General features: G+C 72.1%; 18 protein-coding genes. 9 read left to right on the forward strand and 9 right to left on the reverse strand.

Going from position 1 to position 21,219, the window contains the following annotated elements; all coding sequences use genetic code 11:
* Positions 1-295: 295 nt before the first annotated feature.
* Entirely contained in the window at positions 296-898 is a 603-nt protein-coding gene (locus O5O46_RS00830) for an AAA family ATPase (protein ID WP_269853212.1), read from the forward strand.
* Here the strand turns inward: O5O46_RS00830 and O5O46_RS00835 are convergent.
* From O5O46_RS00835 to O5O46_RS00850, 4 genes are all read right to left on the reverse strand, one after another.
* Positions 803-1,291, reverse strand: a complete 489-nt coding sequence (locus O5O46_RS00835) for a hypothetical protein (RefSeq protein WP_269853213.1) — start codon at positions 1,289-1,291, stop codon at positions 803-805. The genes O5O46_RS00830 and O5O46_RS00835 overlap by 96 nt on opposite strands.
* A complete protein-coding gene (locus O5O46_RS00840; RefSeq protein WP_269853214.1) occupies positions 1,288-2,256 on the reverse strand; it encodes an FAD-dependent oxidoreductase in 969 nt (322 codons plus the stop codon). The genes O5O46_RS00835 and O5O46_RS00840 overlap by 4 nt, the downstream gene beginning before the upstream one ends.
* 17 nt (positions 2,257-2,273) lie before the next feature.
* The gene (locus tag O5O46_RS00845; RefSeq protein WP_269853215.1) at positions 2,274-3,659 is read right to left on the reverse strand and encodes a cellulase family glycosylhydrolase; all 1,386 of its coding nucleotides are present in this window, start codon (positions 3,657-3,659) and stop codon (positions 2,274-2,276) included.
* 327 nt (positions 3,660-3,986) lie between these two features.
* Positions 3,987-4,640, reverse strand: coding sequence for a pentapeptide repeat-containing protein (locus O5O46_RS00850; RefSeq protein ID WP_269853216.1), 654 nt, complete (start codon positions 4,638-4,640; stop codon positions 3,987-3,989).
* Positions 4,641-4,885: 245 nt separating this feature from the next.
* On the opposite strand from O5O46_RS00850, the gene O5O46_RS00855 reads away from it, so the two are divergent.
* Together O5O46_RS00855 and O5O46_RS00860 are read left to right on the forward strand one after the other, a co-directional pair.
* Entirely contained in the window at positions 4,886-6,316 is a 1,431-nt protein-coding gene (locus O5O46_RS00855; protein WP_269853217.1) for an FtsW/RodA/SpoVE family cell cycle protein, read from the forward strand.
* On the forward strand, positions 6,313-7,770 hold the full coding sequence (locus O5O46_RS00860; RefSeq protein ID WP_269853218.1) for a penicillin-binding transpeptidase domain-containing protein: 1,458 nt from the start codon (positions 6,313-6,315) through the stop codon (positions 7,768-7,770). Before O5O46_RS00855 ends, O5O46_RS00860 begins: the two co-directional genes overlap by 4 nt.
* 108 nt (positions 7,771-7,878) lie before the next feature.
* On the opposite strand, the gene O5O46_RS00865 is transcribed toward O5O46_RS00860, so the two are convergent.
* Together O5O46_RS00865 and O5O46_RS00870 are read right to left on the reverse strand one after the other, a co-directional pair.
* Positions 7,879-9,048 carry a carboxylate-amine ligase gene (locus tag O5O46_RS00865; protein ID WP_269853219.1) on the reverse strand — a complete coding sequence of 390 codons (1,170 nt, stop codon included), beginning with the start codon at positions 9,046-9,048 and terminating at the stop codon, positions 7,879-7,881.
* A complete protein-coding gene (locus O5O46_RS00870; protein WP_269853220.1) occupies positions 9,045-11,579 on the reverse strand; it encodes an ATP-dependent Clp protease ATP-binding subunit in 2,535 nt (844 codons plus the stop codon). The genes O5O46_RS00865 and O5O46_RS00870 overlap by 4 nt, the downstream gene beginning before the upstream one ends.
* Before the next feature lie 213 nt (positions 11,580-11,792).
* Between O5O46_RS00870 and O5O46_RS00875 the strand changes: the two genes are divergently transcribed.
* Entirely contained in the window at positions 11,793-12,566 is a 774-nt protein-coding gene (locus tag O5O46_RS00875) for a DUF3824 domain-containing protein (protein ID WP_269853221.1), read from the forward strand.
* Between the two features lie 13 nt (positions 12,567-12,579).
* On the opposite strand, the gene O5O46_RS00880 is transcribed toward O5O46_RS00875, so the two are convergent.
* On the reverse strand, positions 12,580-13,704 hold the full coding sequence (locus O5O46_RS00880) for a ferritin-like domain-containing protein (protein ID WP_391858222.1): 1,125 nt from the start codon (positions 13,702-13,704) through the stop codon (positions 12,580-12,582).
* A 186-nt stretch (positions 13,705-13,890) separates the two neighbouring features.
* Between O5O46_RS00880 and O5O46_RS00885 the strand changes: the two genes are divergently transcribed.
* The 5 genes from O5O46_RS00885 to O5O46_RS00905 all read left to right on the forward strand — a co-directional run bounded on the left by O5O46_RS00885 (position 13,891) and on the right by O5O46_RS00905 (position 19,282).
* Positions 13,891-14,823, forward strand: a complete 933-nt coding sequence (locus O5O46_RS00885; RefSeq protein WP_269853222.1) for an AurF N-oxygenase family protein — start codon at positions 13,891-13,893, stop codon at positions 14,821-14,823.
* A gap of 46 nt (positions 14,824-14,869) precedes the next feature.
* Complete coding sequence (locus tag O5O46_RS00890; protein ID WP_269853223.1) at positions 14,870-15,538, forward strand: TetR/AcrR family transcriptional regulator; 669 nt, start codon at positions 14,870-14,872, stop codon at positions 15,536-15,538.
* A 125-nt stretch (positions 15,539-15,663) separates the two neighbouring features.
* On the forward strand, positions 15,664-15,915 hold the full coding sequence (locus O5O46_RS00895) for a hypothetical protein (RefSeq protein ID WP_269853224.1): 252 nt from the start codon (positions 15,664-15,666) through the stop codon (positions 15,913-15,915).
* Positions 15,916-16,174: 259 nt separating this feature from the next.
* A complete protein-coding gene (locus O5O46_RS00900) occupies positions 16,175-18,031 on the forward strand; it encodes an outer membrane protein assembly factor BamB family protein (protein WP_269853225.1) in 1,857 nt (618 codons plus the stop codon).
* Between the two features lie 171 nt (positions 18,032-18,202).
* Positions 18,203-19,282, forward strand: a complete 1,080-nt coding sequence (locus tag O5O46_RS00905; protein ID WP_269853226.1) for a C40 family peptidase — start codon at positions 18,203-18,205, stop codon at positions 19,280-19,282.
* 52 nt (positions 19,283-19,334) lie between these two features.
* Here O5O46_RS00905 and O5O46_RS00910 read toward each other — a convergent pair whose 3' ends face one another.
* Together O5O46_RS00910 and O5O46_RS00915 are read right to left on the reverse strand one after the other, a co-directional pair.
* Positions 19,335-20,567: a styrene monooxygenase/indole monooxygenase family protein gene (locus tag O5O46_RS00910; RefSeq protein WP_269853227.1), complete on the reverse strand. Its 1,233-nt coding sequence runs from the start codon at positions 20,565-20,567 to the stop codon at positions 19,335-19,337.
* Positions 20,568-20,618: 51 nt separating this feature from the next.
* Complete coding sequence (locus O5O46_RS00915; protein WP_269853879.1) at positions 20,619-21,215, reverse strand: GTP-binding protein; 597 nt, start codon at positions 21,213-21,215, stop codon at positions 20,619-20,621.
* Between the last annotated feature and the right edge of the window lie 4 nt (positions 21,216-21,219).

Raw genomic sequence — 21,219 nt, forward strand, 5'->3', positions numbered from 1 at the left:
GCCGGTGCGGGTTGACCCGTCGGGGCGCATGCTGCGTCTGCGGATTGCCGGTGGTGGCTGTTCGGCCGTTTCGGCCGCGGCTGAGGAGACGGCCACCGTGGTGCGGGTGACGGCTCGCCGGGTTGAGCACGATCCGCCACCAGGTGGCGCCTGCGCCGCAGACGTGCGCATCGACAGCGTCACGGTGCGTCTCCAACGACGGCTGGGTCACAGGGCGTTGGTGGATGGGGCGACCGGGAGGACGATTCGGCCGCTTCCCGATTCGGGGTAGGGCCGCTTCGCTATCGTCGCCCCCATGCTGCTCTGGATCAACGGCCCGTTCGGGGGCGGGAAGACGCAGACCGCGTACGAGCTTCGGCGGCGGTTGGCGGGAAGTGTGGTGTGTGATCCGGAGCATGTGGGGTTCGGGCTGCACCGGATGTTGCCGAAGGGGATGCGGGGGGACTTCCAGGACCTGGTGAGTTGGCGGCATGGGGTGCGGGAGGTGCTGGACCTCGTGCTGCGGCGGCACGGCGGGACGGTCATCGCGCCGATGACGCTGGTCGAGCCGCGCTACTTCGCGGAGATCGTCGGGGAGTTGCGGGCCGCGGGGCACGATGTGCGGCACTTCGCGCTGCTCGCCGAACGGGAGACCGTGCTGCGGCGGCTCAGGGAGCGCGGATGGGGCCGCGGGGTCAAGTGGGAGAGCTTCGCCGTACGGCGGCTCGACGAGTGTCTGGAGCGGCTGGGCGGTGAGGAGTTCGCCGAGCACATCCAGACGGACGCACTGACGGTTCCGCAGGTAGCCGACCGCATCGCCGGGTCAGCCGGGCTGCCCATCGCCCCCGCCACCGGTGGCCCGCTGCGTGGTCGGCTGCGCCGGTACGCGGTCGGCGTTCGGCACATTCGGTTCGACTGAGGCGACCGGGTGGGCCAGTTTGGACGTGTCCACGAACAGGCCCGCGAACGCCAGCACCGCGGCCGTCAGCGCGGGCACGCTGTTGGGGTGGTTGCCGTGCACCGTGACCGCGACGCCGGTGATGACCACACCGGTCAGGCCCACGGCGGTCAGGGTGATCCACACCCAGGCCTCGAAGTCCCGCCAACGCCCCTCCCGGGGCTTGCCGTTGGGGTTGATCACCGCCCCGAACAGTGCCGTGGCCACGATGGACAGGTCCCTGGTCAGCGTCGACAGATCGGTGTTCGCCGTCTTCCACGCGGTCACGCTGAGGAACGACATCAGCGCGAGGAACCCCAGCGCCAGCACGATCGCCGTGACAGCGCGCTGCACGGCGTTGAGCGACGTCCTCACTTGCGCACCGCCTCCACCGCCTCCTCCGCGCAGCCCCAGGAGACCGTGATGCCCGCGCCCCCGTGGCCGTAGTTGTGGACGCACACCGCGCCCTTCAGGTCCGCCGACTCCTCGCGTTCCAGGCGCACTTCGTCGCGCACCGGGCGCAGGCCGGTGCGGTGCTCCAGGACGCGGGCGGTGGCGATCCGGGGGTCGACCGCGGCGCAGCGGTCGATGATGGCCGCGGCCACCGCCGGATCAGGGGTGGTCTCCCACACGTCCTCGCGGGCGGTGCCGCCCAGCAGCAGGCCGTACGGCTGGGGGAAGAGGTAGACCGTTTCCGCGCCCTCGTCGCCCGCGCGCACGAACCACTCGGTCAGGCCCGGGTTCTCCACGATCACCAGCTGGCCCTGGACCGGGCGCACCCGGAGGTCGGGGACGAGGTCGCGGGCGGCCAGGCCGGTGCAGTTGACGATGCGCGGGCAGTGGCGGGCGGCCTCGGCGAGACTGCTGACCGTGCGCTGCTCCAGCGTGCCGCCCGCCGCGACCAGGCGCCGGCAGAGGTAGTCCAGATGCGTGGGCATGTCGACCAGCGGGAGGCTGGCGCGGAAGCCCGAGGTGTATCCGGGCGGGAGCTCGTGCGGCTCGGCCCGCCGCAGATCGCGGACGGTGTCCGTCCAGTACGGCAGCGGAAGATCGCCTTCCAGTGCCTGGACGCCCGGCACCAGGCGGACGCCGGTCTCCTCCGGGCGCCGCGCGAGTTCGCCGAGCACCTCGAAGGTGCGGCGCGACCAGGCGGCGACGCGGTCCCGCGGCTCGATGCGGTACGGCTCCCACAGCGCCCCGGCGACCGCGGACGTGGTGCGGTCCACCGGGTCGCGGCTCCACACCCGTACCCGCGCGCCGGACTCGGCCAGCCGGATGGCCGTGGTCAGTCCGATGACCCCACCGCCGATCACGATCACGTCACATGAGTCGGGTGACATGCCTTGGGCGCTGCCTCTCAGTCGGTCCGGTCTGACACGTTGACGGTGACCCGCTCCCCCGGGCGGCCGTGCACCGGCAACACCCCTACCATTCCCGGTCGTTGGCGGGTGGGCTGGTCGATGAGTATCCCCGATCTCATGGAGACGGAGACTCGGACGCCGTTCGGGAAGGCGGTGGACGGAAGGATGATCTGCGTTTCCGCTCGGCCGATGGTGCGGCGCAGGGTCGCCGTGAGGCGGTATGTGTGGTGTGCCGGGTCGTACAACTCGGTGTCCGGGGTTCCGGACACCGCCGTCGCGTACGGCCAGAACGCCGGCTGCTTGCCGGGAGCGGGGCGGCCGTCGGCGTCGTACCCGCAGTAGCCCGCGCCGCCAGCGGCGCGGCAGTCGTACCACATGGTCCAGCCGGTCGCGAACCGCCGCATGGACGCCACCTGTCGGCTCACCAGCTGGGCGTTGCCGGGGGTGGTGGCGGACGGCGGACCCCACTCGCCGACCAGCACGGGGAGCCGGTGGGCGGCCGGGTAGCGGGTGATGGCCGCCTGGTACGCGGCGATGAAGCCGTCGCCGGGGTTCCAGTCGGCGCCGGACTCGACCGCGGTGTCGTAGTAGTGCGGGGCGTAGCCGAGGCGAGGCGGTCCGACCCGCGGGTCGGTGAAGCCGGGCAGCCGGGTCGGCACGCCCTCCCCGACCAGGACGGTCGGCTCCACGAACAGCCAGGCGCGCTGGTCCACCGCGCGGACCGCGGCGATCGCCCTGCGGTACATCGCGGCGAGCCGTCCGCGCTCCAGCGCGGCGGAGGCGGCGATCTGGACCCTGGGGTCGGTGGGGTCGCCGGGGAACGGCCCGCTCGGCTCGTTGAACAGGTCGTACCCGAGCAGCGAGGGGTGGCCGCGCAGCGCCAGGGCCACCGTCCGGTACCCGGCCGACTGGGCGGCGCGCAGGTCCGGGTCGTCGTACAGGTGCCGGAAGGCGGCCTGAACGGCCGGCTGGAAGTAGTCGGCGAACCAGTCGCCGGGATCGTGGTGAAACGGCAGACCGTCGGTACGGGTGGCCCAGCGCGGCAGTCCGTCGCCGCCGAACCGGGGGCCGTACACGTCCTGGTGCCAGTCGACCAGTACCAGTAGGTGGTAGCGGTCGGCCCAGCTCAGGACGTGGTCGAGGTAGTGCAGGTACGCGGTGTCGTAACGGCCCCTGCGGGGTTCCACGCGGCTCCACTGGATGTCCAGCCGCATGAGGTCGAAGCCGCTGGCGGCGAGTTGGGCCACGGCGGGCTCGGTGACGGCTTCCGTCTTGCCCAGGTTGAGGCCGTGCAGTTGCAGGGCTCGTCCCCGCGCGTCGGCCAGGTAGGTGCGGCCATGAGTGGTGACGGTCCCCGCGGGCGTCTCCAATGGGCGCGCCACGGGCGCCCCCGCTGCCCCGCCGACCGCCCCGGCGGGTGCGGCCGTCCCCAGCACACTCACCGCCGCCGCGCATGCCACGACGATTCGACCCAGTCTCAGACGCAGCCCCAGACCCCGGCACATGGCCCATGAGCATGGCGTCCAATCATGCTCGCGACAAGATGGTGAACACAAGGACTTTGCCCGGCCTTCACTTCGCCCCCCTCCTATCGTCTACAACCGTGTAGTAGGTTGAGGGCACTCGGTCCGGGCGTGGCAGCACCCCCCGGATGCGCCCGGGCCGAGTGTCACCCGGCCCCGGACGTGTGCCCGGCAAGGCCCCGGCGTTCAGCCGCCCGCCACCTCGATGCCCAGCGCGCCCGCCAACGCCGGTGCCATCTCGACGAGTTGAGCACTGTTGATCAGCGCACCCCTCAGCGCGTCGTAGCCGTCGGCGAGGTCGAGTCGGCCGGCCCCTGTCAGGTCGACCCGCTTCAGCGTGGCCCGTGCCAGCCGCAGCCGCTCCAGCGCCGTGCCGGGGAACGACACGTCGGTCAGCCGGGCGCCGCCCAGGTCGACGTCGCGCAGCACGCAGTCCTCGAAGCGGACCTCGCGCAGGGTGGCCGCCCGCAGGTTGACCGAGTCGAACTTGCACTGGCGGAAGGTCACCCGGCGCAGCTGGGCACCGTGGGCCTCGGCGCCCGCCAGTACGCAGGAGTCGGCCGTGGAGTCAAGCCAGTTGGTCTGCGCGCAGTCGGTGCCGACCAGGCGGGTGCCCTGTATCCACACCTCGTTGAAGCGGGCGGCGCGCAGCGAGCCACCGGTTATCGCGCACTGCGTGATGGCGCATTCGAGGAACAGCGTGTCCTCGGCCCGCTCGTCCTGGAGGGTGAGGTCGTCGAGCCGCACCGTGTCGTACCGCCGGCCAGCGGCCAGCCCGCCGCGGTGCGGCTGGAGCAGCTCGGCGTACGGCAGGTCGGCGAGTTCCCGTGGCGCGTTCATGGGGACACGCTAGCGAGGGGCTCTGACAGTCGCCCTTCCGGCGGATCTTCTGGTTCGGGGCGTGGCCGGTCCGGCACCGCCGGGCTCCGCCGTCGTGGTTGCTCGCCGATGCGGCGGGACAGGACATGGGGGGGCAAGCCCCCACACCCCCCGGCCGGTTCCGGCCGGACTCCGTGGGGCGGGCCCCCACGCCCCCGGTTGTGGATATCAGTCGGATATCGGCACCCGCTTGCTAGGTTGCCGCCATGAGCCACCACCGCCCGCCTGGCGCCGCCTCTGGCGCGGGGGCCGGTGCGCCGCGCCCGGTGCTTGTGCCCGCCGTACGGGTGCCGGAGCGGCGTGGCACGGAGGCCGCGCTGCTGGCCGCCGCCGTGCTGATCAGCGTCTACGGCTACGTCAACGTGGGTCTCGCCCGGCACAGCTCGGTGCCGCGCGGCGCGGCGGAGTACGGGGCCGCGCTCGCCGTGCTGGCCGCCGTCACGCATCTGGCGGTGCGCTGGCGGGCGGGCTACGCCGATCCGTTGCTGCTGCCGATCGCGTTGCTGCTCAACGGGCTGGGGCTGGTGCTGATCTACCGGCTGGACCTGGAGACGCCGGGGAACGCGGCGGCGCCCACCCAGATGGTGTGGTCGACGCTCGGGATCGGCCTGTTCGTCGCGGTGGTGGTGCTGCTGCGGGACCACCGGGTGCTGGCCCGCTACGCGTATGTGTCGATGGCCGCCGCGCTGGTGCTGATGGTGGTGCCGATCTTCTTTCCGGCGATCAACGGCGCCAGGATCTGGATCCGGTTGGGCGCGCTGTCGTTCCAGCCGGGCGAGTTCGCCAAGATCCTGCTCGCGGTGTTCTTCGCCGCGTACCTGGCGGCCAACCGGCACGCCCTGGCATACACCGGGCGCACCCTGTTCGGCCGGCTGCGGTTGCCCACCGGCCGGGCGCTCGGGCCGATCCTGGGGGTCTGGGCGGCGAGCATCGGGGTGCTGGTCCTGGAGACCGATCTGGGCACCTCGCTGCTGTTCTTCGGGGTCTTCGTCTTCCTGCTCTACGTGGCCACCGGCCGCACCGGCTGGATCGTCATCGGCCTGCTGCTGGCCGCCGCGGGCGCCTACGCGGTCAGCACCGTGGAGCCGCATGTGCACAGCCGCGTCGACAACTGGCTGCATCCGTTCGCCAGCATCGCCGCCGGACAGGGCGCCGGGCAGCTCGCGCAGTCGCTGTTCGCCTTCGGCGGGGGCGGACTGCTGGGCACCGGACTGGGCCGGGGCCACTCGATCCTGATCGGCTTCGCGGTGAAGTCCGACTTCGTCCTGGCCACCCCGGGCGAGGAGTTGGGGCTCACCGGCCTGGCCGCGATCTTCCTCCTCTACACGCTGCTGGTGGCCCGCGGCTACCGGGCGGGGGTCGCGGTGCGCGACCCGTTCGGGCGGCTGCTGGCGGTCGGGCTGGCGTCGATCGTGGCCCTCCAGGTCTTCGTGATCGCGGGCGGGGTGATGGGCCTGATCCCGCTCACCGGCATGGCGATGCCGTTCCTGGCGCAGGGCGGCTCGTCCGTGGTCACCAACTGGATCATCGTCGCGCTGCTGGTCCGGCTCAGCGACTCGGCCCGCGCGCCACGCCCGCTGACCGCCGATACCGGTGAGATCGCCGCGGTACGGCCGGTGGAGGGCGACGAGAGGTGATCCGCCACATCCGGCACGCCGCCGTCCTGTGCCTGCTGCTGCTGGTCGCGCTGCTGGTGAACGCCACCCGGGTGCAGGTGGTCAACTCCGGCTCGTACAACGGCAATCCGGCCAACCGGCGCACCGTCCTGCTGCGCTACGGGCAGCCGCGCGGCGACATCCTGGTGGGCGGCGCCACTGTCACCGGCTCCAGGGACACCGGCGGGCAGCTGCGGTACCGGCGCACCTACCGCGACGGCCCGCTGTACGCGCCCGTCACCGGCTACGCCTCGCAGACCTACGGCACCACGCTGCTGGAGAACGCCGCGGACGCGGTGCTGTCCGGCACCGATCCGCGGCTCGCCGCGTTCCCGCTGTGGAACGCGATCGCCCGCGAGCGGAATCCGGGCGGGCGGGTGCGCAGCACCGTCCTGCCTTCCGCACAGCAGGCCGCGTTCAGCGGGCTGGGCGGCCGGAAGGGCGCGGTGGCCGCGGTGGAACCGGCCACCGGCAGGATCCTGGCGCTGGTCTCCTCGCCGTCGTACGACCCGGGGAGCTTCGCCGGGACCGGCGCCTCGGACGTGGCCGCCTGGCAGCGGCTGACCGCCTCCCCTGACCAGCCGCTGCTCAACCGGGCGATCCGGCAGACCTATCCGCCCGGTTCGGCGTTCAAGGTGGTCACCGCAGCCGCGGCGCTGGACAGCGGACGGATCACCGACATCGACGCGGCCACCGACTCCCCCGACCCGTACCCGCTGCCGAACACCGCGACCCGGCTGACCAACGAGTCCGGCGGCTGCTCCAACGCCACCTTGCGCTATGCCTTCCAGGTCTCCTGCAACACCGTCTTCGGCAAGCTCGGCGACGACGTGGGGCTGCCGGAAATGGTACGCACCGCACGGTCGTTCGGTTTCGACGACCGGAACCTGGGCATCCCGTCGGGGGTCAGCGAGAGCGTCTTCGACACCAGCATGAACGCGGCCCAGCTCGCCCTGTCGTCCATCGGCCAGTACGACACCCGGGCGACGCCCCTGCAGATGGCGATGGTCGCCGCCGCCGTGGCCGACGGCGGCACGGCGATGCGGCCGTATCTGATCGACCGGGAGACCAGGGCCAACGGCTCGGTCATCGCCGTCACCCGCCCCAACGCCCTGGGCCGCGCGATGAGTTCGCGCACGGCGTCGCTGCTCCAGCGGATGATGCTGGACGTGGTGAACCAGGGCACCGGCACCAGCGCGCGGATTCCCGGGGTGGACGTGGGCGGCAAGACGGGCACCGCGCAGCACGGCGTGGGCAACATGGGGACGCCCTACGCCTGGTTCATCTCCTGGGCGAGGCCGACGGGTTCGGGCACGGCGCCGGTCGCGGTGGCCGTCGTGGTGGAGGACGCGGCGGCCAACCGCGCCGACATCTCCGGCGGCGGCAACGCGGCACCGATCGCCCAGGCGGTGATGCGGGCCGTGCTGGGCCGCTGAGCGCCCGGCTGGGAGTGCGGCGATGTGCAGTCGCCCGTCCGCGGCACCACTGTGGCTGGCCGCGCGGTTTCCCCGCGCCCCTTCAGGGCGCTGCCGACGCGGCGCCCCTCACAGCGTCCCGGCCGGGGTCTGCGCCAGCAGGAAGTCCACCACATCGGTCAGCCGCCCCCGGCGCTCGTACGCGGCGCGCTGCCGTACCGCGCCCGGCCCGACCGCGCTCAGCCGCCGCAGGCCCTCGGTCACCGTCTGCTCGTCGCCGAGTTCCTCAAGTGCCGGACGGATGTGCCGCAGCAGGTCGTCCGCCAGGCTGCCCGGCGCGGTGGCCCGCCCGGTGCGCGGATCAAGACCGACGGCCGCCAGTTGGTCGCGCGCCGCCCGCCAGCAGGCGGCGCGCAGCAGTGCGGTGGGCAGGTCGGGGCCGGGGTCGCCGCGTTCCACGGCGCGTACCGCGGTGACCACCAGTGCCCTGACCACCGCGGCGAGCAGTGCGCTCTCCTCGGCGGTCACCGGCATGTCGCAGGCCCTTACCTCCAGGGTCGGGTAGCGGCTGGAGAGCCTGATGTCCCAGAAGACCGTCCGCCGGTCCACCAGCGCCCCGCCCTCCTCCAACCCGTCGACCAACTCGTCGTGCTCGCGCAGCGAGTGGAAGTACGGCGGCGGCCCGGACACCGGCCAGCGCTGCCAGTGCAGCCAGCGCCAGCTCGCGTACCGGGTGTCCCGGCCCTCGTAGAAGGGCGAGTTGGCGGACAGCGCGATCAGTGCGGGGAGCCAGGGACGCAGATGGTTGCTGACCAGCACGGCCCGTTCCCGGTCGGGTACGCAGATGTGGACCTGGCTGGCGCAGATGGCCTGCTCGTCCATCAGCTCCCGATAGGCCTCCAACTGGGCCAGGTACCGCGACTTCTGGGTGATCTGCAGGGGAAGCGCCCCACCGAGCGTGGTCGCACCGGTGGCGACCGCACCGAGCCCTTCCGCGGCTGCCGCAGCGGCAACCGTCGCCCGTGACTGGCGCAGATGACGGTAGAGATCGCCGAGTTCGGCGCATGGCGGAGTGCGGGCCTCCAACTGGAACTGCCCGACCTCCGTGGACACGGCGTCCCCCAGGTCCACCGCGGCCCGCTTCACCACCATCGCCGCGGCCGCGGCGACACCGCGGGTCGCTGGGTCCACCACCATGTACTCCTCCTCCACGCCCATCAGCGGCTTCGCGGATGCGTGGGTCCCGGGGTGGCGCTGCGTCCGGTCTGTCATCGGCACCTGCCTTTCGGTGGGGGTCATGACGACTTCCCTGAGGGCTTGTCCTGCTCGGAGTGGTCCGGGGGCTTGCCCCGCCCGGTCTTCTCGGGGTGCCGGACCGCGCAGCTGAGGTTGCCGTCGACCACGTCGACCACCACCGTGTCACCGGGTTCGGCGGCGCCGGACAGCAGCAACGAGGCGACCCGGTTGTCCAGTTCGGTCTGGATGACCCGACGCAGCGGGCGCGCGCCGAACTCCGGCTGGTAGCCGGTGTGGGCCAGCCACTGCTTGGCCTCCTCGGTCAGTTCCAGCTCCAGGTCCTGGGCGTGCAGCCGTCGGCGGCTGCGCTCCAGCATCAGCTCCGTGATGACCGACAGGTGGTCCCGGCTGAGCGGGTGGAAGACGATGGTCTCGTCTATCCGGTTGAGGAACTCCGGCCGGAACTGGGCGCGCAGGTCCGGCTCGATGGCTCGGCGGATATCGCAGATCGGCCGGTCGGCCATGTCCTGGATGCGGCGCGCGCCGATGTTGCTGGTCATGATGACGACGGTGTTGCGGAAGTCGACGGTGCGGCCCCGCGCGTCGGTCAACCGCCCGTCGTCCAGCACCTGGAGGAGCAGGTTGAAGACGTCCGGGTGGGCCTTCTCCACCTCGTCGAACAGCAGCACGCTGTAGGGCTTGCGGCGCACCGCCTCGGTCAGCTGACCGGCCCCCTCATGGCCGACATAGCCGGGTGGGGCGCCGACCAGGCGGCTGACGGTGTGCCGCTCCTGGTACTCGCTCATGTCGAAGCGGATCAGCCGGTCCTCGTCGCCGAACAGCAACTCGGCCAGTGCCTTGGCCAGTTCGGTCTTGCCGACACCGGTCGGCCCCAGGAACAGGAACGAGCCCACCGGCCGGTCCGGGTCGCCGAGGCCGGAGCGGCTGCGGCGCACCGCCTCGGAGACCGCCGTGACCGCCTCCTCCTGCCCGACCACCCGGGAGTGCAGCGCCTCCTCCAGCTTCAGCAGCCGCTCCCGTTCGGTGGAGGTCAGCTTGTCCACCGGGATGCCGGTGCGGGTGGAGACGATGGACGCGATGTCGTCGGCGGTGACCGCGGCCACGCCCTCGCGGCGTTCGCCGATCCGCGCCAACTCCTCCTCGGCCCGGAAGATCTGCGCCTTCAGCTCCTCGGCGCGGGCGTAGTCCTCGGCGGACACCGCCTCGTCCTTCTCCCGGCGCAGCCGGGTCACGCGGTCCTCGGCGGCCACCACCTCGGCGCTGCGTCCGAGGGAGCGCAGCCGGACCCGGGCGCCCGCCTGGTCGATGAGGTCGATGGCCTTGTCGGGCAGGAACCGGTCGCTGATGTAGCGGTCGGACAGCTCGGCGGCGGCGACCAGCGCGTCGTCGTAGAACCGCACCTGGTGGTGGGCCTCGTACGCGTCCCGCAGCCCCTCCAGGATCTGCACGGTCTCCTCGACGGTGGGCTCGCGGACCAGTACCGGCTGGAAGCGGCGTTCCAGCGCCGGGTCCTTCTCCACGTACCTGCGGTACTCGTCGATGGTGGTGGCGCCCACCAGGTGGAGTTCGCCGCGGGCCAGCGCGGGCTTGAGGATGTTCCCGGCGTCCATCGCGCCCTCGCCGCCGCTGCCGGCGCCGACCACGGTGTGCAGCTCGTCCACGAACAGGATCAGTCCGCCCTCGGTGGCCTTGACCTCGTCGAGCACCTTCTTGAGCCGCTCCTCGAACTCGCCGCGGTACTTCGAGCCCGCGACCATGCCGACCAGGTCGAGCTGGACGACCCGCTTGTCGGCGAGCGACTCGGGTACGTCACCGCTCCCGATCCGCTGGGCGAGCCCCTCGACGATGGCCGTCTTGCCGACGCCGGGTTCGCCGATCAGCACCGGGTTGTTCTTGGCCCGGCGGGAGAGGATCTCCACGGTCTGCTCGATCTCGTCGGCCCGGCCGACCACCGGGTCGAGGCGGCCCGCCCGTGCCTCCTCGGTCAGGTCGCGGCCGTACTCGTCCAGGGTCGGGGTCCTGCTGCCCTCGCGGCCGGTGGGCTCGCCGGCGGTCCGCAGGGTGCCGGGGGCGGCGGCGTGTGCGGCCAGGGCCTGGGAGGCGGCGTTGTCCGGCTGCTCGACCAGGGCGCTGAGGATGTGCTGCGGCCCGATGTACGAGGCGCCGCCGGCCCGGGCGAGGGCGTGGGCGGTGATCAGGGCGCGTTTGGCGGCCGGGGTGAGCTGCGGCTCCTCGCCTTCGGCGAGCGCGCCGGTGGGCAGCACCTCGGCCAGCTCGGCGGCGAGCCGGTCGGGGTCGGCGCCCGCCTTGGCCAGCGTGGTCCGGGAGGGTTCGACCTGGGTGGCGGCCCACAGCAGGTGGTCGGTGTCCAGGTCGGCGCTGCCGTCCTCCTCGGCCCGCCGCACGGCCGCGGCCAGCAGTTCGCGGGCGGAGTCGCTCAGCAGCCGCCCGATCGGCACCCGTTCCATGGCGGGCGGCGCGGACTGCGGGCTCAGCCCGAGGAACCTGCCCAGCAGGTCGAAGGGGTCCGAGCCCCGGTCGCGGCGGGGGTCGCGAGGAGTACCTGGCAGCATGGGCGTCATCTCCTTCGGCCCTGCGGCGGAAGGCGCGGCGAACCGCACTGAGGTACGTCGTGCGCGCGTACGACTCCCAGTCTCACCCCGCGCACGGCAGCCCGCCAGGCAGACCTCCGCCAGGCCCGGGGGGCCTGATCAGGCCACCTGCGCGGTACGAGAGGATGCGGCCGGGCGTTCGCTCGTCATTCACCGCAGGGGGGACCTGTCACCGTGAGCACACCACCGCCGCAGTCGCCGTACGGGCAGCAGCAGCCGTACGTCCAGCACCCGTACCAGCAGTCGTATCCGCAGGGCTACTTCGGGCCGTACGCCCAGCCGCCGCAGGCCGGTTGGGCGGTACCGCCGCCGTTGCCGCCGCAGCGGAACGCCGGCAGGGTCATCGCCGTCGTGGTCGGCGCCATCGCGTTCCTCGCGGTGGGCGGCGCCGGGCTGCTGTTCGCGCTGAGCGGTGGCGGCGCGGGGACGCGGGCGGAGTACCGGCTGTCGGTGCCGCCGTCGCTGGAGAACGGCAAGTACGCGTTGCAGCAGGACCTTTCGCAGAGGCTGGACAGCGGCATGCCGGTCCGGGACGGTTACGGCGCCCACGATCTGCACGGCTCCGGCGGCACGTACCGGGCGGGGTCGGGGGGCACCGTCGACGGGGTGGTCGTCACCGGTTTCTACGGCACGATCGACGACCCCGGCACGGCGCGGCAGCACTTCCTCCAGGGCATGGAGCACGGCGCCAACACCAGCGTCGCCGTCCCGTCGAAGGTCATCACCCCGACCGGCTCGGCCGAGTCGCTGTCCTGCGAGGTGCTGAACACGCGGGTGGGCGTGCGGACACTGCCGGCGCCGGTGTGCGTGTGGGGCGACTCCGGCACCGTCGCGGCGGTGATGAAGCTGACCGGGGTCAACCTGACGGTCAGCCCCGACTCCGTCGACCTGAACGCGTTCGCCGACGAGGTGAACACGATCCGCGACGAGGTGCGGGTCAAACTCTGAGCCCCGGCGGCCCCTACGACGGCTGGGCGCCCTCGCGGATCGCCTGGGCGATCTCCTCGGTGCGGGCCGCCTCCTCGGCGGCGAAGCGTTCCGCGTCGAGCCGTTCGGCGATCTCCTCGTCCTGGGCCATCAGCAGGTCCAGGTTGGAGTCGCCCATCTCGAAGACGCCCATGTCCACATAGGCGCGTTGCAGCCGTTCGCCCCACAGGCCGATGTCCTTGACGCACGGGACGATGCGGCTGAACAGCAAGCTGCGGAACAGCGCCAGGTATTCGGAGCGTTCACTGAGCTCAATGGCCTCCTTGGCCGGAATGCCGAAGTTCTCCAGGACCTCGGCGCCGCGCAGCCGGTCGCGCATCAAGTAGCAGCCCTCGATGACGAATTCCTCGCGCTCGCGCAGTTCCGCGTCGGTGAGCTGCTTGTAGTAGTCACGCAACGCCATTCTGCCGAAGGCGACATGGCGCGCCTCGTCCTGCATGACGTAGGCGAGGATCTGCTTGGGCAGCGGTTTGTCCGTGGTGTCGCGCAGCATTCCGAAGGCGGCCAGCGCCAGTCCTTCGATGAGGACCTGCATTCCCAGGTACGGCATGTCCCAGCGCGAGTCGCGCAGTGTGTCGCCGAGCAGGGCCTGCAGGTCGTCGTTGATCGGATACAGCATTCCGATCTTCTCGTGCAGGAACCGGGCGTAGATCTCGGCGTGCCGGGCCTCGTCCATGGTCTGGGTCGCGGAGTAGAACTTGGCGTCGAGATCAGGGGCGGATTCCACGATGCGGGCCGCGCAGACCATCGCGCCCTGCTCGCCGTGCAGGAACTGGCTGAACTGCCAGGAGGCGTAGTGGCGGCGCAGATCCCGCCGGTCGCGCTCGCTCATCTTGTCCCAGTACGGGGTCGCGTAGAGCGTCATGTTCTGGTCCGGCACGCCCAGCGGGTCGTACGGGTCGACCTCAAGGTCCCAGTCGATGCGCTTGGCACCGTCCCACTGCTTGTCCTTGCCCTTCTGGTAGAGCGCCAGCAGACGGTCCCGCCCGTCGTCGTACTCCCAGGTGAAGCGGGCCTGCCCGGTGGACTGGACGGACCAGTCCATGGCGGCGGCACCGGACTGACCAGGGCGCTGGGCGTACAGCTCATGAGTGGACACCGGGCGTCTCCTCCCCCTCGCGGGACGGGTCGTACTGCGGGACGGCTCTGCGGGCAGCGTCACACGCTGGTTACCGGAGGGTCAACAACTTCGACCGGAGGTATTGACGGCCTTGCTGACAACACGTCTCATAAGGGAGTGACCGCCGGTAACTCCCGAGCCCAACTTGCCTGAGGTGGCAGCAAGATGACCGTGACACAGGGAACGACCAACGGCCGACAGGACGGGATCGGGCTGCTCAAGGAGCGCGAGCAGGTGGCCGAGCGACTGCTGGACGCGTCCGCCAGGCACTCCTTCGACCCGGACCGGGAGTTGGACTGGGACGCCCCGTTCGAGGACGGGATGTGGTTCTGGCCGCCCGAGCTGTGCTCGCTCTACGACACGCCGCTTTGGCGGCACATGTCCGATGAGCAGCGGATCGAGTTGAGCAAGCACGAATCGGCCTCGCTGGCCTGTGTGGGAATCTGGTTCGAGGTCATCTTGATGCAGCTGCTGATGCGGCACATATACGACATCGACCCCACCAGCCGCCATGTGCGGTACGCGCTCACCGAAACCGCCGACGAATGCCGCCATTCGATGATGTTCGCCCGGCTGGTGAAGAAGTACGGCACGCCGGTGTACCGGCCGAGCAGGCTGCACCACAATCTGGCCAGGCTGATGAAGACGGTGTCCACCACGCCCGGATCGTTCACCGCGACGCTGCTGGTGGAGGAGATCCTGGACTGGATGCAGCGCCAGACCTTCCCCGACGAGAGGGTCCAGCCGCTGGTGCGCGGGGTGACCCGGATCCACGTGGTGGAGGAGGCCCGCCATGTGCGGTACGCACGCGAGGAGTTGCGCCGCCAGATGGCCGGCGCGCCACGCTGGGAGGCCGGGCTGACCCGGCTGATGTCCGGCGAGACCGCGCGGGTGGTCGCCATGTCGCTGATCAGCCCCATGGTGTACGAGGCGGTGGGCCTCAACCCGGGCTACGCGCTGGAGCAGGCGCGCAGCAGTCCGCACCGGCGCGAGGTGATGCGCCGCTCGGCGGGACGGCTCACCGACTTCCTGGACGAGATCGGAGTGCTGCGCGGCCCCGGCCGCAGGCTCTGGGTCAGCTCCGGCCTGCTGGGGTGAGCCCCTGCCCCCGGGCCGGGGCCACCCCCCCGGCTAGGCTGCGCATATGGGCGAAAGCGGGGCCTACCGGCGGCTGCCGGTCGCGGAACGGCGGCGGCAACTGCTCGTCGCGGCACTGGACCTGTTCAGCCATCGGCCGCCCGAGCAGGTGTCCATAGACGACATCGCCTCCGCCGCGGGCGCCTCGCGCCCCCTGGTCTACCGGTACTTCCCCGGCGGCCGGCAGCAGATCTACGAGGCGGCGCTGCGCAGCGCCGCCGAGCAGCTGACCGCCTGCTTCACCGAACCGCCGGCGGGCACTCCCACGCAGCGGCTGCGCAACGCCCTGGACCGCTATCTGGCGTTCGTCGCCGAGCACGACGCCGGGTTCTCCGCGCTGGTGCGCGGCGGCTGCGTCACCGAGACCAGCCGCACCACCGCGATCATCGACGAGGTGCGGCGCGCCGCGGCGGAGCAGGTCTTCGTCCATCTCGGCGTACCGGCGCCGGGGTTGATGCTGCGGATGGCCGTACGGTCGTGGATCGCCGCGGTGGAGACGGTCTCGTTGATCTGGCTGGACGAGGGGCGGCAGCCGCCCGCCGCCCAGTTGCGCGACTGGCTGATCGACCACTTCGTCGCGGTGCTCAACGCGACGGCCGCGGGCGACCCGCAGTCCGGCGAGGTGCTGTCCGGGTTCCTGGCCGCCGTGGAAGGGCAGCCGCGAAGCGTCCGCTGAGGGCGGTGCCGGGCGACGGGTGGGCGACAGCCGCGAAGCACACGTCAGCGGCCTGTCGGCCGCGGCGAACGCGACCCGCCCCTTCCCGCACAGCCGCGCGAGTGAGCCGGTGCGATGCTGAAGGCGTGCGAAGCGACGAGAGCGAGTTCAGCGGCGGTCCGCTGGACGGACGGGTCATGCCGGTGCTGGTCGGCCTCACCGGCAGGCCGCCGAAGGTGTACCGGGTGCCGGTGCCCGGTACGGACGGCGCGCCGGAGACCGTGCTGGTGTACCGGCTGGCCCCCGCGGGCAGACCGCGAAGGACCCGCTGGCGGTACGAGTTCGACCCCGAAGGGCGCGCCCGGCAGCGGCTGAAGTGGCCATGGAGCAAAGCGTGACAACGGCGCGTGAAATCCGCCGTATCGCGCGCCCCCGTGGTGAAACCGGCCGGTAGCTCCGGTATCCGTCCAGACCGTTGACAGGGCTGGCCGGGGCCGATTGGCTGCGTGCTGCGAGCGGGCGCGCGGCCGGTCCGCCTCCCACGCCTGGCGGTCCGCCGGGACCGGCACGCCGCCCGCCCCTTGACCTGCTCCGGCGCGCCGGCCGGCGGCTGGTCTCGGAAGTGACCGCCCGAGTGCGACCCGTGGGGAGGAGCCGATGGACCCGGCGCGCCTCCAGCCGCTCACCGCCGACGATCCCGCGCGCGTCGGCGGCTTCGAGCTGCTCGGCAGACTGGGCGACGACGATCCGCGCTCCCCGGCGACCGGCTATCTGGCCCGCGCCGGGGACGGTCGCACCGCGACGCTCCTGCTGGCGCGCGGTGACGGCCCGCGCGACCGGTTCGGCCCGGTGGTACGCGCGGCCCGCGCGATCGGCGGCCGGTACGCGGCCGAGGTGCTGGCCGCCGAGGAGTCCGGCGACCGCCCGTGGCTGGCCACCGAGCACCTTCCCGGGCCGCGGCTGACCGACACGGTCGCCGAGCACGGCCCGCTGTCCGGCGCCGCCGTACGCGCGCTGGCGGCACCGCTCGCCCGGACGCTGGACGCGGCCCGCCGCGCCGGGGCCCCGCGCCCACGGCTGACCCCCGGCGGCGTCACGCTGGCCGAGTCCGGGCCGATAGTCACGGTCACCGACGTCACCGACGGTCCGGCGGACGACGTGCGGGCGCTCGGCGCGACACTGCTCTACGCCGCTACCGGCGACATCGATCCACCCGACCTGTCCGCCGTACCGCCCGAGGTACGTCCGCTCGTCGCCCGCCTGTTGGCCGCGGAGCCGCACCGGGGCCCGGACCCCGCGCGGATCGCCGAGGGGCCCGGCGGACCGTCCCGCCGGGCGACGGTGCTCGCGGCGGCGGGCTCGGTGGTGGGCGCCGCGCTGGCCGGGATCGCGGCGGCGCTGGTGCGCGGACGGCCGCCGACGGCCGCCGGAGCCGGTGCCAACCCGTCAAGTCCGCTGCCCGTCACGCCGACCGAGACCCGGCCGCCCGGTGTCGCGCCGCGCCCGCTGTGGACCTACGCCAAGGGGCCGCCCGGTGACGCCCCGCCGCTGCCGGTGGACCAGCGCACCGTGGTGCTGGCGGGCACCGACGGGTCGCTGACCGGGGTCGACTGCGCGAGCGGCCAACGCCGCTGGCGCACGGCCGCGTTCCGCCCGGCGGCCGAGGCCCAGCTCACCGGGGACGGGCTGGTCGCCGGACAGGCCCGGGACACCGGGCCATCGACCCTGGCCGCACTCGACTCGACGCGCGGGCACCGCCGTTGGGCACTGCCGCTCCCATCGGGGTTCGCGCCCATCGGCGGTGGAGTCCTCGCCTCGGACACCGAGACCTGCTACGTGGCGGCGGCCCGGCGCGACACCGTCTGCCTGTTCGCCTACGACCTGGCCAACCGTGAGCAGCGCTGGCGCACCCGACTTCCCCGCGCCGACCGCACCGCCACCCCCCAGGCGACCGTCGACCGGGCCCGGCTCCTCGTGGTCGACGGCGGTTACCTCACCGCGTACGACACCCGCGACGGCCGCCAGTTGGCCCGGACCCGGCTGGGCGGCCAGCGGGACGGCCGTCCGGCCGCCGACGGCACCCGGGCGTACGTCTCGACCGGCTGCGGGATCGCGGCCGTCGACCTGGGCGCCGGACGGATCGCGTGGCGCACCGCCGACACTTCGCGCAGCGCCGGGTACGGCGATACGGCCGTGCTGGGCGGTGTCGTGTACGCCACCGAGCGGAGCGCCGGGTTGCTGGCGCTCGACGCCGACTCCGGGCGGCGGCTGTGGAGTTGCGCGGCGCCCGTGCCGCCGCTGACCGCCGACGCGCCGGTCGTCTACCGCGACCGGGTGTACGCGGCCACCGGTGACGACCAGGTCTGGATCAGCGCGTTCGACCTCAACGGCCGCCGGGCCGCCTGGAGTTACCGGTCGACGCGGACCGGCTCCGGCCGGACCCGGATCGCCTTCCTGGACGAGCGGTTGTTCGTACGCAACGGGGTTATCCTGCAAGCGCTGCCCATGGACTGACCCTCCGTCGACGCATCCACCGCGCGTGCGACCCGGAATCAAACCGATGGGTGATGACTCACGCCGGATTCGCACGTACGAATTCCGCTTTCTCTGACGAAGGTATGACGAGTCATGACAGGATCGGACGCGCCCGACGAAAGGTGATTCGGTCACACCGGAGGTGATGGGATGTCCGTGGTCCACCGGCCCAGCAGGTGGGCGCGATCCGCGCTGTTCTGTGCAGGGATAGCCTTCTCCGCCGCGCTCGCGCTGCCCGCCGTGCCCGCGACCGCCGCTCCGCCACCCGACGACCCGTCACGCAATCCCGCCCAGTCCCCCTCGCTCACCGATCTGTTGACCCGCCTGCAAACCCTCTACCAGCAGGCGGAGCAGGCCACGGAGACATACAACGGCACCCAGGAGCGGCTCGACAAGGAGCGCGCGACGGTCGACACGTTGAACGAACAGCTCGTGCAGCAGCGTTCGGCGGTCCAGGCGGGGCGGGACACCGCGGGCGCGCTCGCCCGCAGGCAGTACCAGAACGGTGGTGTCTCCCCGTACCTGCGGCTGCTGCTCACCGACGACCCGGCGACGGCGCTCAACCAGGCGCACGTGCTCAGCCAGGCGCTGGGCAGCCAGGCGGCGTTGGTGGGCCGGCTGCAGGACGCGGAGCACAAGCTGGGCGACCTGACCGCCAAGGCGCGCGCCTCGCTCGACTCGGTGCACCGACTCGCCGACCAGCAGCGCAGGGAGCGCGACGACGTCAAGGCCAGGCTGGGTGATGTGGAGAAGCTGATCTCCTCGCTGACCGGCACCCAGCTCGACCAGTTGCGGCAGTTGGAGGAGCAGGGCATCGACCAGGCGCAGCAGGCGCTGCTCGCCTCCGGTGCGCTCGGCGCCGACAACCTGTCGGCCTCCGCGCTCGGGCGGCGGGCCATCTCTTACGCGTACGCGCAGTTGGGCAAGCCGTATGTGTGGGGCGCGCAGGGGCCGAACGCGTTCGACTGCTCCGGGCTCACCTCGCAGGCGTGGGCGCACGCCGGACGGCCGATTCCGCGCACCAGCCAGGAGCAGTGGGCGCGGTTGCGCCATGTGGCGCTGGGCGCGCTGCGGCCGGGAGACCTGATCGTCTACTTCTCGCACGCCACCCATGTGGCGTTGTACGTGGGCAAGGGCAGGGTGATCCAGGCCCCTCGGCCGGGTGGGGTGGTCAGGTTGACGCCCATGGCGGCCAATCCGATCCTCGGGGCGGTCCGGCCGGACGCTTAGCGTCCGGCCGGACAACTGTGTTGGGCGGCTTCGCGCCCAACGCCCCTCGGGGCTAGGCCCCCACGCTGGCGAGGTACGCCTGGGCCAGGTCCGGTTCGAAGAACCAGTTCTCGAAGTCGGCGGGGTTGTCGAAGCCGTTGGCGAAGCGGTTGGCCACCGGCGGGAGTTGGCCCGCCGCCCCGATCAGGTTCAGCACGTGCTCGGGCGGCGGGGCCAGCATCGCGTTGGTCCACTTGGTGACGTGCTGGGCGTACTCCCAGTAGCGGTCGAAGGCGGCCTGCATCCAGTCGCGGTCGAACGGCTTGTCACCGTGCGCGACGATGCTGTCCAGGTACGAGGCCGCGCACTTGGCGGCGTTGTTCGAACCCTGGCCGGTGATCGGGTCGTTGGCCACGACGACGTCGGCCACGCCCAGCACGAGCCCGCCGGAGGGGAGTTCGCCGATCGGGTTGCGCACCGTGGGTGCGTAGCGCCCGGCCAGCGTGCCGTTGGCGTCGGTGAGTTCGACGTCGCGCGCCCGGTCGTACTCCCAGGGCAGGAAGCGCTCCATCAACTCCAGGGTGAGCCGCAGGTGTTCACTCGGGTCCTTGACGCCCTCGAAGACGTCCAGCGGGCCGCCGGGGATGCCCTCCCAGAACAGGATGTCGGCCGGCCCCGAGGTGGTCAGCGTCGGCATGATGAACATCTCGCCCACGCCCGGCACCAGGTTGCACCGCACCGCGTGGTAGTCCGGGTGCTCCGGGCGCGGACCGAGACCGTTCACATAGGCGACGGCCAGCGCGCGCTGCGGTGCGTCGTACGGGGAGCGGGCCGCGTCCCGGCCGAACATCGACACCAGCTCGCCCTTGCCCGCGGCCACCAGCACCAGGTCGTAGCGCCGCGCGAAGTAGTCGAGGTCGGAGACCGCGGCACCGTGGATCACGAGCTGACCGCCGCGCTGGGCGAACGCCTCCATCCAACCGGCCATCTTCACCCGCTGGTCGACGGACTGGGCGTAGCCTTCGAGCCGCCCGACCCAGTCGATCGGACGCGAGCCGTCCGGACCGGCGACGGAGACGCCGAGCCCCTCGATGCGCGGGGCCTGGCTCTCCCAGAAGTTCAACTCCAGGTCCCGCTCGTGCTGGAGGGCGGTGGTGAACATGCACTGGGTGGACATGACCTTGCCGGCGCGGATCTCGTCCGCGGTGCGGTTGGTCATCAACGTGACCTCGTAACCGCGGGACTGCAGGCCGAGGGCCAGTTGCAGACCGGACTGTCCGGCTCCGACGATGAGTATCTTGCGCATCGCGAATTCCTCGCACATAGGGGGGTCCGGGGGCGAGCCCCCGAATATCAACTACTCCGGCAGCACTGTCAACGCGTGCCCGCACAGCGCGACCAGCGCCTCGACCACCGACTCGCGCTCCCGCGCGTCACAGACGACCACGGGTATCCGCGCCGGTACGGACAGCGCGTCGCGAACGTCCTCCGCGTCGTACTCGGGCGACCCCTCGAAGTGGTTCACCGCGACCACGAACGGAAGTCCGCAGGTCTCGAAGTAGTCGAGGGCGGGGAAGCAGTCGGCCAGCCGCCGGGTGTCGGCCAGCACGATGCCGCCGATGGCGCCGCGGGCCAGGTCGTCCCACATGAACCAGAAGCGCTGCTGGCCCGGGGTGCCGAACAGGTAGAGCACCAGTTCCTGGTCGAGGGTGATCCGGCCGAAGTCCATGGCGACCGTGGTCGTGGTCTTCTCCGGTGTGGCCGCCAGGTCGTCGACGTCCTCACTGGCCCTGGTCATCAGGGCCTCGGTGGTGAGCGGGGTGATCTCGGAGACGGAGGACACGAAGGTGGTCTTGCCCACGCCGAAGCCGCCCGCGACGACGATCTTGGCGCTCGCGGGTGCCCGGCTGGTGTCCTTCTGCCAGTCCTGTATGCCTTCTTCCGCTTCCGGCATCGGA

The organism is Streptomyces sp. RPT161, assembly GCF_027533845.1.
Lineage (GTDB): Bacteria > Actinomycetota > Actinomycetes > Streptomycetales > Streptomycetaceae > Streptantibioticus_A > Streptantibioticus_A silvisoli_A.

Coding starts and splice junctions, on each gene's coding strand:
- O5O46_RS00890 (WP_269853223.1), top strand. CDS start 14,870: ATGGGCGAAAGCGGGGCCTACCGGCGGCTGCCGGTCGCGGAACGGCGG.
- O5O46_RS00855 (WP_269853217.1), top strand. CDS start 4,886: ATGAGCCACCACCGCCCGCCTGGCGCCGCCTCTGGCGCGGGGGCCGGT.
- O5O46_RS00830 (WP_269853212.1), top strand. CDS start 296: ATGCTGCTCTGGATCAACGGCCCGTTCGGGGGCGGGAAGACGCAGACC.
- O5O46_RS00900 (WP_269853225.1), top strand. CDS start 16,175: ATGGACCCGGCGCGCCTCCAGCCGCTCACCGCCGACGATCCCGCGCGC.
- O5O46_RS00865 (WP_269853219.1), bottom strand. CDS start 9,048: ATGACCCCCACCGAAAGGCAGGTGCCGATGACAGACCGGACGCAGCGC.
- O5O46_RS00905 (WP_269853226.1), top strand. CDS start 18,203: ATGTCCGTGGTCCACCGGCCCAGCAGGTGGGCGCGATCCGCGCTGTTC.
- O5O46_RS00915 (WP_269853879.1), bottom strand. CDS start 21,215: ATGCCGGAAGCGGAAGAAGGCATACAGGACTGGCAGAAGGACACCAGC.
- O5O46_RS00870 (WP_269853220.1), bottom strand. CDS start 11,579: ATGCTGCCAGGTACTCCTCGCGACCCCCGCCGCGACCGGGGCTCGGAC.
- O5O46_RS00840 (WP_269853214.1), bottom strand. CDS start 2,256: ATGTCACCCGACTCATGTGACGTGATCGTGATCGGCGGTGGGGTCATC.
- O5O46_RS00850 (WP_269853216.1), bottom strand. CDS start 4,640: ATGAACGCGCCACGGGAACTCGCCGACCTGCCGTACGCCGAGCTGCTC.
- O5O46_RS00910 (WP_269853227.1), bottom strand. CDS start 20,567: ATGCGCAAGATACTCATCGTCGGAGCCGGACAGTCCGGTCTGCAACTG.
- O5O46_RS00885 (WP_269853222.1), top strand. CDS start 13,891: ATGACCGTGACACAGGGAACGACCAACGGCCGACAGGACGGGATCGGG.